Annotated in this window: 17 protein-coding genes; 7 read left to right on the top strand and 10 right to left on the bottom strand. The window is 55.7% G+C overall.

The features are described 5' to 3' along the window. Positions 1–40: 40 nt before the first annotated feature. Positions 41–607, bottom strand: coding sequence for a 2-amino-4-hydroxy-6-hydroxymethyldihydropteridine diphosphokinase (gene folK, locus ROA7450_RS04250; protein ID WP_085804416.1), 567 nt, complete (start codon positions 605–607; stop codon positions 41–43). A gap of 142 nt (positions 608–749) precedes the next feature. Here folK and ROA7450_RS04245 point away from each other — a divergent pair, with 142 nt between their 5' ends. The 5 genes from ROA7450_RS04245 (at position 750) to ROA7450_RS04225 (ending at position 4,071) form a co-directional block, all read left to right on the top strand. Beyond that, entirely contained in the window at positions 750–1,331 is a 582-nt protein-coding gene (locus ROA7450_RS04245) for a LabA-like NYN domain-containing protein (RefSeq protein ID WP_085804415.1), read from the top strand. 119 nt (positions 1,332–1,450) lie between these two features. Next, positions 1,451–2,401, top strand: a complete 951-nt coding sequence (ispH, locus tag ROA7450_RS04240) for a 4-hydroxy-3-methylbut-2-enyl diphosphate reductase (protein ID WP_085804414.1) — start codon at positions 1,451–1,453, stop codon at positions 2,399–2,401. Further along, the gene (locus ROA7450_RS04235) at positions 2,398–2,991 is read left to right on the top strand and encodes a class I SAM-dependent methyltransferase (RefSeq protein WP_085804413.1); all 594 of its coding nucleotides are present in this window, start codon (positions 2,398–2,400) and stop codon (positions 2,989–2,991) included. The genes ispH and ROA7450_RS04235 overlap by 4 nt, the downstream gene beginning before the upstream one ends. After that, the gene (rnhA, locus tag ROA7450_RS04230; protein ID WP_085804412.1) at positions 2,984–3,451 is read left to right on the top strand and encodes a ribonuclease HI; all 468 of its coding nucleotides are present in this window, start codon (positions 2,984–2,986) and stop codon (positions 3,449–3,451) included. The genes ROA7450_RS04235 and rnhA overlap by 8 nt, the downstream gene beginning before the upstream one ends. Continuing rightward, positions 3,448–4,071: a trimeric intracellular cation channel family protein gene (locus tag ROA7450_RS04225; RefSeq protein ID WP_085804411.1), complete on the top strand. Its 624-nt coding sequence runs from the start codon at positions 3,448–3,450 to the stop codon at positions 4,069–4,071. The genes rnhA and ROA7450_RS04225 overlap by 4 nt, the downstream gene beginning before the upstream one ends. A gap of 5 nt (positions 4,072–4,076) precedes the next feature. Here the strand turns inward: ROA7450_RS04225 and ROA7450_RS04220 are convergent, their stop codons facing one another. Genes ROA7450_RS04220 through def (ROA7450_RS04200) form a run of 5 tightly spaced genes read right to left on the bottom strand, consistent with a single transcriptional unit; the run spans position 4,077 to position 6,519 of the window. Further along, a complete protein-coding gene (locus ROA7450_RS04220; protein WP_085804410.1) occupies positions 4,077–4,310 on the bottom strand; it encodes a GlsB/YeaQ/YmgE family stress response membrane protein in 234 nt (77 codons plus the stop codon). A 10-nt stretch (positions 4,311–4,320) separates the two neighbouring features. Beyond that, positions 4,321–4,563, bottom strand: coding sequence for a hypothetical protein (locus ROA7450_RS04215; RefSeq protein ID WP_085804409.1), 243 nt, complete (start codon positions 4,561–4,563; stop codon positions 4,321–4,323). Positions 4,564–4,575: 12 nt separating this feature from the next. Beyond that, positions 4,576–5,481, bottom strand: a complete 906-nt coding sequence (gene fmt, locus ROA7450_RS04210; RefSeq protein WP_085804651.1) for a methionyl-tRNA formyltransferase — start codon at positions 5,479–5,481, stop codon at positions 4,576–4,578. Positions 5,482–5,503: 22 nt separating this feature from the next. Beyond that, the gene (gene def / locus ROA7450_RS04205; RefSeq protein ID WP_085804408.1) at positions 5,504–6,001 is read right to left on the bottom strand and encodes a peptide deformylase; all 498 of its coding nucleotides are present in this window, start codon (positions 5,999–6,001) and stop codon (positions 5,504–5,506) included. Beyond that, the gene (def, locus tag ROA7450_RS04200) at positions 6,001–6,519 is read right to left on the bottom strand and encodes a peptide deformylase (RefSeq protein WP_085804650.1); all 519 of its coding nucleotides are present in this window, start codon (positions 6,517–6,519) and stop codon (positions 6,001–6,003) included. Before def (ROA7450_RS04200) ends, def (ROA7450_RS04205) begins: the two co-directional genes overlap by 1 nt. Before the next feature lie 94 nt (positions 6,520–6,613). Between def (ROA7450_RS04200) and ROA7450_RS04195 the strand changes: the two genes are divergently transcribed. After that, a complete protein-coding gene (locus ROA7450_RS04195; RefSeq protein ID WP_085804407.1) occupies positions 6,614–7,786 on the top strand; it encodes a MalY/PatB family protein in 1,173 nt (390 codons plus the stop codon). After that, positions 7,783–8,328 (top strand): L,D-transpeptidase family protein, encoded by a 546-nt coding sequence (locus tag ROA7450_RS04190; RefSeq protein ID WP_085804406.1) that lies wholly within the window; start codon positions 7,783–7,785, stop codon positions 8,326–8,328. Before ROA7450_RS04195 ends, ROA7450_RS04190 begins: the two co-directional genes overlap by 4 nt. Before the next feature lie 3 nt (positions 8,329–8,331). Here the strand turns inward: ROA7450_RS04190 and ROA7450_RS04185 are convergent, their stop codons facing one another. From ROA7450_RS04185 to cobI, 4 genes are all read right to left on the bottom strand, one after another. Beyond that, positions 8,332–8,673 carry a hypothetical protein gene (locus tag ROA7450_RS04185; protein ID WP_234999432.1) on the bottom strand — a complete coding sequence of 114 codons (342 nt, stop codon included), beginning with the start codon at positions 8,671–8,673 and terminating at the stop codon, positions 8,332–8,334. 215 nt (positions 8,674–8,888) lie between these two features. Continuing rightward, the gene (cobM, locus tag ROA7450_RS04180; RefSeq protein WP_085804404.1) at positions 8,889–9,680 is read right to left on the bottom strand and encodes a precorrin-4 C(11)-methyltransferase; all 792 of its coding nucleotides are present in this window, start codon (positions 9,678–9,680) and stop codon (positions 8,889–8,891) included. Positions 9,681–9,749: 69 nt separating this feature from the next. Then, positions 9,750–11,549, bottom strand: coding sequence for a precorrin-3B C(17)-methyltransferase (cobJ, locus tag ROA7450_RS04175; RefSeq protein ID WP_085804403.1), 1,800 nt, complete (start codon positions 11,547–11,549; stop codon positions 9,750–9,752). Then, positions 11,540–12,241 (bottom strand): precorrin-2 C(20)-methyltransferase, encoded by a 702-nt coding sequence (gene cobI, locus ROA7450_RS04170; protein ID WP_085804649.1) that lies wholly within the window; start codon positions 12,239–12,241, stop codon positions 11,540–11,542. Before cobI ends, cobJ begins: the two co-directional genes overlap by 10 nt. Between the last annotated feature and the right edge of the window lie 8 nt (positions 12,242–12,249).

Genomic DNA, 12,249 nt, shown 5'->3' with positions numbered 1-12,249 from the left:
GATATTTAAGGCCATCAAACAGGATTTACAAGGGCAGAATTCACAAAGGAACCACTTCTGAAATTTGCTCTTCTGGGAGGGCTGCAAGCATTTCAGAGGCTGAAGTACCGGTTAAGGGATGGATCCAATTCGGCGCAACATCTGCAAGCGGAACGAGAACAAATGCACGGTCTTGAATGCGGGGGTGTGGCAAGATCAACTGCTCCGGCGCGATCTTCATTTGGTCCTCGAGCGGTAAGTCCATCCATTCTTTTTGAATCTGAGCATCTGGCCGCACCTGATTTCCTGCAGCAATCAAATCCAGGTCCAAGCTGCGCGTTCCCCAACGTTGCACACGTTCGCGACCGCAACGGGCCTCGACTCGATGTAAATTTTCCAACACATTTTCAGCCGCTTCACCTGAATGAAATCGTGCCGCAGCGTTCACATAGTCATTACCTGCACCTTTTGGAAAGCAAGGTGTTCGATAAAACCGGCTAATTGCATCCAGAACGATACCTGAACTTTCGAGTTCGAAAATTGATAAGTTAATGATATTTATAATTTTTTCCGGATCTTCATCTTGGTTCCCACCAAAGGCGATCAGAAACTCTTGCAATTCACCCACCGCGACCTATCCTTTTGCTCAGGATCACTCCTCTTGCATAATAGCACCTGAAATTCTAGCTTAACCAAACAAATCTGTTCGTTTTTATAACCACTCAATAATTTTTCGGCGAATAGATTTTTGAATTTGGAAGGATGTTTTAATGTTTTACAAGGACGAACGGCTGGCGCTGTTCATCGATGGGTCGAATCTCTACGCCGCTGCAAAAGCACTTGGATTTGATATCGATTACAAGCTACTCCGGACAGAGTTCATGCGCCGCGGTAAACTTGTTCGTGCGTTTTACTACACCGCCTTGCTTGAAAATGACGAGTATTCCCCGATCCGCCCATTGGTTGATTGGTTGAATTACAATGGCTTCACCATGGTTACCAAACCTGCGAAGGAATACACCGATAGCCAAGGCCGCCGCAAAGTCAAAGGCAACATGGATATCGAATTAGCTGTTGACGCGATGGAACTCGCGCCTCGCGTTGACCACATTGTGCTGTTTTCAGGCGATGGGGATTTCCGCCCATTGATCGAAAGCCTGCAGCGTCAAGGTGTCCGCGTTTCGGTGGTCTCGACCATTCGCAGCCAACCGCCAATGATTTCGGACGATCTGCGCCGTCAGGCCGACAACTTCATCGAGCTTGAAGGCCTGCGCGAGGTCGTAGGACGTCCGCCGCGTGAAAATCATGGCGAGCGTGACGTACAACTTGAAAGCCATAGCGCTTTAGGCTGATTTTCTGCCAAAACCATCATGAAAACGCCCGCACACTCAGCGGGCGTTTTCATTTGCGGCACCTCGGCTCTGGACGTGCGCGGCAAGACAGCTTACCTCTGCCCAGACAGGAGGCTCTCATGACCAATCCACCGCTCAAATTGTATTTAGCTGCGCCACGCGGGTTCTGCGCTGGCGTTGATCGCGCTATTAAAATTGTCGAGATGGCGCTTACGAAATGGGGCGCACCTGTCTACGTGCGACATGAAATTGTGCACAACAAATACGTGGTGGATGACCTGCGGGCCAAGGGCGCTGTTTTTGTCGAAGAGCTGGATGAATGCCCTGACGACCGTCCTGTGATATTCTCTGCACACGGGGTCCCAAAATCTATCCCTTCAGAAGCCACGCGCCGCAATATGGTCTATGTTGATGCCACCTGCCCGCTGGTTTCCAAGGTTCATATCGAGGCTGAGCGTCACTTCGATGCGGGTTTGCAAATCATCATGATCGGCCACGACGGCCATCCGGAAACCATAGGCACAATGGGGCAATTGCCGGATGGCGAAGTGTTGTTGGTCGAAACCGTGAATGATGTTGCCAAAGTTGACATACGTAATCCAAAAAAACTGGCCTTTGTAACTCAAACCACGCTTTCGGTTGATGACACCAAGGATATTGTCGCAGCCCTTCAGGCCCGTTTTCCCGCCATTAAAGGCCCCCATAAGGAAGACATCTGCTATGCCACCACCAACCGGCAAGAGGCCGTAAAAGCCGTGGCCCCCAAATCCGACGCGCTTCTGGTTGTTGGCGCCCCAAACTCATCCAATTCACGCCGATTGGTTGAAGTTGCCTCCAAGGCGGGTTGCAATTACAGCCAATTAGTCCAGCGCGCAGGCGATATAGACTGGCGCACATTGGAAGGGATTCGGAGCATCGCGATAACCGCCGGTGCATCCGCCCCTGAAATTCTGGTAAACGAAGTGATTGACGCCTTCCGTGAGCGTTATGACGTAGATGTGGAGTTGGTCGAAACGGCTCAAGAGCGCGTGCATTTCAAGGTTCCACGTGTACTGCGAGAGATCGCATGAGCGACGACCGCACTCTCGCTGTCTATAACCGGCAAACCGACGACTACGTCGCAATGATGGATCAAGAGGCTGCCAAGGACCCGATGATCCGCCACTTCATTGCGACCTGTTCTGATGGTGGAGATGTGCTCGATCTGGGCTGCGGAGCAGGCCATTATGCCAGACGGATGGCCGAAGCGGGGTTGATCGTCAGTGCACTTGATGCGTCGGAATCGATGATAGAACACGCAGCCGCAATCCCAGGCGTTTCAGCGCAGCTTGGCCGATTTGAAGACGTCAGCGGTGAGAACCTTTACAACGGTATCTGGGCCTATTTCAGCTTGCTCCACGCTCCGCGTCAGGACTTGCCCGACCATTTGTTTCGCATTGCCACGGCACTACGCCCAGGTGGCGTTTTCTTCATCGGTATGAAACGTGGTAGCGGTGGCAAACGTGACAAACTGGATCGTTTTTATGAATATTACGAACAAGTTGAGCTCGAAGCACTGCTTAGAAACGCAGGCCTGAATCCGGTCAACCATTGGCTCGGCAAGGCCGAAGGCCTGGCTGGGAATCCCGAAGGTTGGATCGTGATCGAAGCCCATGGTTAAGCTTTTTGCCTACACAGACGGCGCCTGCTCTGGCAATCCCGGCCCGGGGGGTTGGGGCGTGTTGATGCGCGCATCCAAGGACGGCGAAATCTTGAAGGAGCGCGAGTTGAACGGTGGTGAGCCTGAGACCACCAACAACAGGATGGAACTCTTGGCGGCGATTAGTGCGTTGGAAGCGTTGGAACGCCCCAGCATCATCACCGTCGTCACCGACAGTTCTTATGTCAAAGATGGCGTCACCAAGTGGATCCACGGTTGGAAGAAAAACGGCTGGAAAACAGCCGCCAAAAAGCCCGTGAAAAACGCTGAGCTCTGGCAACAGCTTGATACCGCCCAAGCCCGCCATTCGGTGACATGGGAATGGGTCAAAGGTCATGCAGGTCATCCCGAAAATGAACGCGCCGATGAGCTCGCCCGGGCAGGAATGGAGCCATTCAAACCGCAGAAGGCTGCGAAATGACGGCATTGTCATTTCTGGATTATGCCTCTGTGCTGGTCTTTGCCTTAACGGGTGCCTTGGTCGCCAGCCGCGCCCAACTCGATCTGATCGGCTTTGCTTTCATCGCCTGCCTTACTGCGGTTGGGGGTGGCACGATCCGCGATGTACTGCTCAATCGTGATCCTGTGTTCTGGATCGGGAATCCAAACTACATTCTGATCGCTTGCGCCGCTGCAATCGTGATCTTTTTCACCGCGCCCATGGTTGAAAGCCGCTATCGCTGGCTGCTTTGGCTGGATAGCTTTGCCTTAGCAATCGCCGTGCCCGCCGGGGTCATCCTGGCGCTGGACATGCAGCAACCCGCGATGATCGTTGTCTTGATGGGAATGTTGACCGGCTGCATGGGTGGGCTCTTGCGCGATGTGGTGTGCAACGAAGTGCCGCTTGTCCTTAAACAAGGCGAGCTGTACGTCACCGCAACCTTTGCCGGATCGTTGACCGGCTTTTGGGTGCATGCCTTCACCAACAACATGACCTATGTCATGATCAGCTGCGCCGTGGTCACTTGGGGCCTGCGCGCGGGATCCATGTTGATGGGCTGGCAGCTACCAACATACCGCAGCCGCCCACCACGGGTGTAATCCACTCACTTCATGTAAGTCTGCCAGAGCCAGATCAGCAGCATCGCCCCTAGCACGGCTCCGACCAGCCCGGACAATGCGCCCAAAGCGCTGAGCAACAACCGCAGCACCAAACCACCCACCAAAGCGCCGGCCATACCAATGGCCACGGTCGGCAGAATTCCGGTCTCTATTTTCATCAGGCGGGTTGCCAAAAACCCAGCGGCAGCCCCGATGATCAACAACATAATGACAGACATGCCCGCCTCCTTATTTGCGCTTGCGCCAATGCGTCGGCACAATGATCAGCGCACCTATGGATGATAGTATCGCATCAACGCCCGGTGCGCCAAACTTCACTCCGAACATGATCCGGATGAAATAGAACAAGAACGCCCCACCGACGCAAATGATGATCGATGGGACATAACCATTGTTGGTAAAGCGGGATTTTTCGGAGATGTAGCCCACGATCCCTGCGATCACCACAGTGCCAAACAGATGCAGAAACATGCCAACCCTCGCTTACAAACGCGCGCCTTTGGTCAAAGGCATCCCGCGCAAAAACGTTTCGCTATCCTGCGCGCCACGCCCTGCGCGTTGCAAGCGCAAAATCTGAACCGCACCTCGGCCACAGGCGACCCTCAACTGGTCATCCAAAACCACTCCGGGCGCACCACATCCATATGACACACGCGATGCCAACAGCTTCAACCGTTCACCTTCGTGTTCTATCCAAGCCCCCGGGAACGGCGACAGTCCGCGAATGTGTTGATCCACCTCTGCAGCGGTCCAGCTCCAATCGAGTTTCGCCTCGCCTTTATCGATCTTGGCCGCATAGGTCACGCCGTCTTCGGGCTGGAGCTCCGGCGCAAAGGCATCAATTTGCTCTAGCACTTCAACAATCAACGCCGCCCCCATATCGGACAATCGATCATGCAATTGCCCTGTGGTTTCTTCAGCACCGATGTCCGTTGCTTTCCGCATCAATACCGGCCCTGTGTCCAGCCCTTCTTCCATCTGCATGATGCAGATACCGGTCTGTGCATCCCCCGACATAATTGCCCGATGGATCGGCGCCGCTCCACGCCAGCGCGGCAAGAGCGACGCATGGATGTTCAGGCAGCCTAATCGCGGTGCGTCCAAAATCACCTTTGGCAAGATCAGCCCATAGGCGACAACCACGGCCACATCAGCATTGAGCGCAGCAAACTCTGCCTGCTCAACCTCGCCCTTCAGACTCACCGGATGCCGCACCTCCAGCCCGAGTTCCAAAGCACGCGCATGGACAGGGGTTGGGCGGTCTTTCTTGCCGCGACCCGCCGGGCGCGGCGGCTGACAATACACAGAGGCAATCTCGTGCCCGGCTTGCACCAATGCATCCAACACCGGCACCGAAAAGTCGGGCGTTCCCATAAAGACAATTCGCATGCCATCCCCCATAGGTTGGGTGCTACCCCACCATCTTTTTTGCTTTGCGCAGCAACATGTCACGCTTCACCTTGCTAAGGTGGTCGAAATACATCCGGCCATTCAGATGGTCGATCTGATGCTGCACGCTGGTGGCCCAGAGCCCAACAAAGTCGCGCTCTTCCACCTTGCCCTGATCATTCATGAACTGCACCGTAACCGCACGTGGGCGTTTGATCTCGGCCGAAACCCCAACCAAATTGGGGCTGGCCTCTTCATGCGGGCGCAACTCGATACTGGCATGCAGCACTTCAGGGTTGGCCATACGCACGACTTGGCCGCGCTCAACGCTCGCATCCACAACTGCCAAACACTGCATCACACCGATTTGGTTCGCGCCCATGCCAACACCTGGCATGGCTTCCATCGTGTCGATCATGTCCTGCCACACAGCACGCACCTCATCGGTGATCGCCTCCACTGGCGCAGCTTTGGTCCGCAGACGTTTATCCGGCCAGGGCAGGCACTTGCGCACCACCATCAGCCACGGGCCTTTTCGCGTTTATACTTTTGGCTTTTACGCGTAATCAGCTGACGCTTCATCGGCCCCAAATGGTCAATGAACAGCTTACCATTCAGATGATCCAGCTCATGCTGGAAGCAGGTCGCCCACAGACCATCAAAGGTAGCTTTCTGTTCGTTTCCATCACGATCTATCCAACACACGTCAACTTCGGCTGGGCGGGTCACTTCGGCATATTGTTCGGGGATAGACAGGCATCCCTCTTCGTAGACATTCAGCTCCTCCGAAGAGGCAACAATTTCAGGATTGAACATCACCATAGGCTGCGGCTCTTCGGTGTCGTCCTTCGCGCAATCCAGCACGAACAGGCGCTGCAACACGCCTATTTGCGGTGCAGCCAGCCCGACACCGGGCGCGTCATACATCGTTTCCAACATGTCATCCGCCAGCGCGCGCAGCTCATCGGTGATGTCTGCAACGGGCTCGCACAGCTTTTTCAAGCGCGGGTCGGGGTGGATCAAAATCGGCCTAATCATATCGCTCATGTAGGGGATTGCTCACATTTGCGCAACGCCTCTTGCACCTGTCCTGCAATCGGTTAGCTTGCCGCCGATCAATACGGAGTACCCCATGAGTTTCGACGACATCATCGACCGCCACGGCACCAATAGCACCAAATGGGACGGCATGGCCGCCTTTACCGGCGTCTCGGCCCCCGATGGCATCGCGATGTGGATCGCCGACAAGGATTTCGCAGCGCCTGATTTTATCCAGGAAGCGGCGAAAAAACAGGTCGATTTGGCCAATTACGGCTATTTCACCGGCGAGAATGAACTCAAGGAGTCAGTCGCCTGGTGGATGAAGGCCCGCCACAACTGGGAAATCAAAACCGATTGGATCACCAACACCTACGGCTTGGGCAATGCGATTGCGCTATGCATAAATGTGTATAGTGAACCCGGCGACGAAATCATCATGTTCACGCCCGTCTATCACGAATTCACCTCCAAGGTTCTGCGTGCAGGCCGCACACCCAAACAATGGGCGATGCCAATTGAGAATGGCGTCTACCAGCTTGATCTGGAGGGGCTTGAAGCCACGCTGACTGGCAAGGAAAAGGTGGTGCTGTTCTGTTCGCCTCATAACCCGGCCGGCCGCATCTGGACGCCAGATGAACTGCGCGACCTGTCCGCTTTCTGTGCGCGCAATGATCTGGTGCTGGTCTCGGACGATATTCACCATGATCTGGTTTACCCGGGTCAAACCTACACGCCCATGTTGAATGCCGCACCTGATGCGGCCGCACATAGCGTCATACTGACCGCTTCTTCAAAAACCTTCAGCACCGCCGGCGTACGTCTGGGCAGTGTCACCATCCCGGATGCCGGTTTGCGAGAACGTTTTAAGTCCTTCGTCAACGCGCTCAATATTCAACCAAACCTGTTTGGCAAGGTTCTGACGCAAGCCGCTTACAGCGAACGCGGCGCGGCCTATGTTGATGAGTTGGCCGCTTATCTCGACGGCAACCACCGCATGTTCCTTGATGGCATGGCCCAGATACCCGGCGTGGTTCCGATGCCCATGCAGGCGACTTACCTCAGTTGGATGGATTTCACCAACACCGGCATGAACATGGCCGAGGTCACGAAACGCGTCAAGCAAGAGGCGCGAGTCGCCCCAAGCATTGGTGCTGAATTCGGCAAAGGCGGTGAAAACTTCCTGCGATTCAACATCGCGCTACCACGCCCGCTGTTGCAAGAGGCGCTGGAACGGCTACAGACGGCCTTTGCCGATCTGCAATGATTAAACGGCTGATCAGGGCAATCCTCTATGCCATAGCCTGTGGCGTGATTGTTTTGCTTGCCCTGATCGGCTGGATCCGCTTCGCCCCGCAACCAGCCGTCCCACCGTTGCCACCTCTAACGGGCCAGATTGACCGCATCGAGATAGACAAATCCGACCGCACGATGACGGTCTATCGCGGCGATGACGCCCTGCGCAGCTATGACATCGCCCTTGGCTTCGCACCCGAAGGGAATAAATTTCGTGAAGGCGACGGCAAAACTCCCGAGGGCACATTCACCATCAATCGTCGCAACCCGGAAAGCGCCTTTTACCTGTCATTGGGCATTGATTATCCACAACCAGAGGACCGCTTACGAGCGCAAGCCGCGGGTGTTTCCCCCGGCGGCGACATCTTCATTCATGGCCAGCCAAATCAATTTGGAGATGATGTTACTCTCTCAGGAGATTGGACCGCAGGCTGCATCGCGGTCAGCAATGCTGAGATCGAAGAGCTTTGGCGCATCACGCCTGATGGTACGGTCGTGGTCATTCGCCCCTAAAGCTTAGTGCTGTGTAATCAACGCCACCGGTGCATCCGGCGCACGGTAAAAATCCAAAGGCTGTTCTTCCACCGCCTCGGTGATGCGCTTGTATTCAAACCGACGTTCACCGTCTCCCTCTTCCGAGGCAACGATCAGGCAATGTGAAATCAACCGTTCCCCATCATAAAGCGCCACACGTCCCCTGATAAGAATGCTCGGCTCCAAAGCGAAACCGTTTTCCCAAGCCGACATTACTTTATAGGATTTGCCATCGACGTGGATTTTCAACTTGGTATTCTTCCGCTCTGCCAATTTGCGAGCGCGTTCCAATCCTTCGGAAATTTCCTTTGGCAAAAAACTCATCATCGTTCACATCACTTTCACTACAATGCATAAATGATGTCGCAGAACGGTGTAACAATCACGTTAAATTGCGAGCACTGCCACAATTTAACCCCAAAGAGACTGCCTTTGAGTAACAATTGTTTCCCATCCGACCGCAATGACCGCACCCCGCGCGGATCATAGAGCATTCTGCCGAAACCGCTCCCGGCAGAACGTGATGCAAAAGAATCGGCTTAAGTGTTGTGATCTTCAACCAAATCAACACCCGTCACCGGTCGTAATACATGCGGAATCGACGGGTCATACAGCGCGGAATCCTTGAAATCCTGCATTTCACGCAAGGCAGGTCCCACCATGATCAGTGCCGTCCGGGTGATCTTCTCAGAACGCACTTTTTTGCGAATATCACTCAGCGTGCCGCGGATCAGCATCTGATCGGGCCACCCCACACGGTATCCTACGACCACCGGGCAATCCTCACCGTAATGTGGCACAAGCACTCGCTCAATCTCGCGCATGTTGCGCACCGCAAGATGAATTGCCAGCGTCGCCCCCGTCCGGGCAAAGTTTTCCAGTGTTTCGCCCTCGGGCATCGAGGTTGATTGCATCGACATCCGTGTCAGCACGATCGATTGTGCGATCTCGGGGATGGTCAATTCCTGCTTCATTTCCGCCGCCATCGCTGCATAAGCCGGCACACCCGGGATGATTTGATAATCGATACCATCCGCCCGCAAGCGGCGGATCTGCTCGGCAATCGCGCCATAAAGCGACGGATCGCCCGAATGCACCCGAGCGACGTTCTCACCCCGATCATGTGCAGCCTTGATCTCGGCATGTGTGTCATCCAACGTCATTGGTGCCGTGTCCATCACCTTCGCCCCGTCTGGCGCGCAAGCCACGACTTCAGGTGGCACCAAAGACCCGGCGTACAGACAGACCGGGCATTCCCCGATGATCCGCTCTGCCTTCTTGGTCAAAAGCTCCGGATCGCCCGGACCTGCTCCGATAAAAAATACCGTCATCTCATCTCTCCATTGCGGGATTGTGGGCGGGGCGATGTTGCCGAAACCGGCAACGAGCGCCCGACCCCATCACGCCTGTTGTGCCAAATCACCATCAATCTTGCGGGCATACCCGCGCGGTGTGAACATCCGTGGTCCCTCGCCCAGCTGCGCCAGACGGGAGTTAGAAGACCCGATCAACACCACGGTCAGCATGTCCACCTCATCCACTTCCAGCGCATCCAAACGGCGATAGCGGATATATTCTTCTGGTCGCCCGAGTGAGCTAGCCAACATTACCGGCGTATCCGCCGGGCGGTGCTGCAGCAAGATATCACGGGCCTCCGCCAACAAGGTCCGACGGGTTTTTGAAACCGGATTGTAGAAAGCGATCACAAAATCCCCTTCCGCTGCCGCGTGCAAGCGCCGAATGATGTCGTCACGCGGGGTCAAAAGGTCCGATAGGCTGATGGTGCAGAAATCATGCCCTAAGGGTGCCCCGGCCCGCGCTGCGGCCCCTTGCAGGGCTGACACGCCCGGCGAGCACACGACGTCAACCCGATGCGCCGCATCCGAGACACCGTGCTCGTCTTCACCGCGATCCAGCAATTCAAACACCAATGCGCCCATTGCATAAATGCCGGCATCACCCGAACAAACCAGCGACACGTTCTTGCCCTTGGCGGCCTGTTCCAGTGCATAGCGGCACCGCGCCTCTTCTCCGCCCAATGGGAAGTCAGAGCGTTCCTTGCCAGCGGCCAGCGGTCCCAGCAGGTCGATGTACAGGCCATAACCGACCAGTTCTTCCGCCTCGGACACCAGCTTCGACACTTCCGGCGTCCGCCACGCTGCCTGACCTGGACCGATGCCCACGACAGATAGTCGACCGCGCGCACGGCCCGGCATGTCGGTGATCACTTCATCCGCCCGCGCAATCGCACAGGTCGCATTGGCGGTTTTTTGTTTCTCAACGACCAAGACACCACCACAAGTCAGCGCCGCTCCTTCAGAGACGCCATGGCAGCCCACTTCAGCAAAAACCACATCGGATGGATTCGCCAATTTGCCAGCCTGCGCTTCCAATTCATCTGCCGTGAACAAGCGGAACGGCACGCCCAAACGACGGGCCACGTCATTCATCGCCACTTCATCTGCTTTCAGATCTATCGAGGCCACATAAGCAATCGCGCCTGCCGCAATGTTATTTGCCGCCATGCTCTTCTGCACCAGCGTCCACAGCTCGTCGCTGTCACAGCCACGCGCACAACCCAGGCCCAATGCAAAGCGTTGAGGATGATAGACCAAACGCGCTTCACTTGATTCGGCAGGCGCTTCGGTCACGCAAAGTTCGACAGAATCACCGCTGTTCTCAAGGTCAAAGATGTTTTCGCCAGCGACCGAAATGCCGCCACCCGACAACATCGCCGCCATCGAGCCTTTGGCATCTTCAGGATTCGCCAGACGATATCCAACAGGGGGTTCATCCAAAGCCACGCCCATGGCGACATCGCCCGCCGTGGTTACGGCGGCCACGGCTTCCAAGCCTTTGGCAATCTCCGTGGCCAAGCGGTTCGCTCCGCGATGACCTCCCAATAGCGGCACCACAACCGATCCGTCGTCAGAGATAGAAACCACCGGCGGTTCGGCACGTTTATCTGACAGCATCGGGGCCACGGCGCGGATCAGAATCCCACTGGCACAGACGCCCACAACCGGCACACCTGCGGCAAACAGATCCCGCGCATGATCCAGCGCGTTGGAAAAAAACGCATCGGCCTTTTCCACGCGTCCCTCGCGCCCATGCACCGGCGCACCGATCAGCGCAGCAACCTTGTGCGCCACTTCCTCACCCGAGCGCGACAGCGCCAGTACCACTGGATTCACAGCCATGGATCGGCCCCTTTTGTTAGCAAAATCATTGAAAAGTAAGGCGCTTTTTCAGGCGCCTCTCTCAGCGGCAACACCACCTCATCGGGCAGGCTTGCACGCTCCACATACATGGCCTTGTCAGCAAAGCCCAATTTGTCAATCACACTACGGATCTTGGCCAGATGCCGCCCGACTTTCATGATCGCCACGCTTTCCGCGCCTTCAATGCGCGTGCGGAGCTCGTCCTCAGGCAAAGGCCCCGGCAAAACAGTCAGCCGTTCATTGCGCGCGACCAGAGGCATGCCCGCCCGGGCCGCACAGGTTGTGATCGAAGTCACCCCCGGCACTACTTCGACCTCATACCGATCTGACAGACGCATAAAGAGATACATAAAAGAGCCGTAGAAAAACGGGTCACCTTCACACAGGCAGATAACATCCTGCCCGGCCTCCAGTGCCGATGCGATCTCTTCGGCCCCTTTGTCATAAGCGGCCTGTGCCGGGGCGCGTTCCACTGTCATCGGCACATCCATAACGATCTCACGCGCTCCTTGTGTAATCACATCGGCGGCAATCGCTCGTGCAAAACTCTCTGCGCCCGCCAAAGCAGGATAGGCCACGACCGCAGCATTGGAAATCAACCGATGCGCCCGCAGCGTCATTAGCTCAGGATCGCCGGGCCCAAGGCCGACACCGTAAAATTTACCAACCATCACAGTTT

This window comes from Roseovarius albus (genome assembly GCF_900172335.1).
Taxonomy (GTDB): domain Bacteria; phylum Pseudomonadota; class Alphaproteobacteria; order Rhodobacterales; family Rhodobacteraceae; genus Roseovarius; species Roseovarius albus.
The sequence above is the reverse complement of the archived record's forward strand: the minus strand, read 5'-3'. Positions and strand labels throughout refer to the sequence as shown.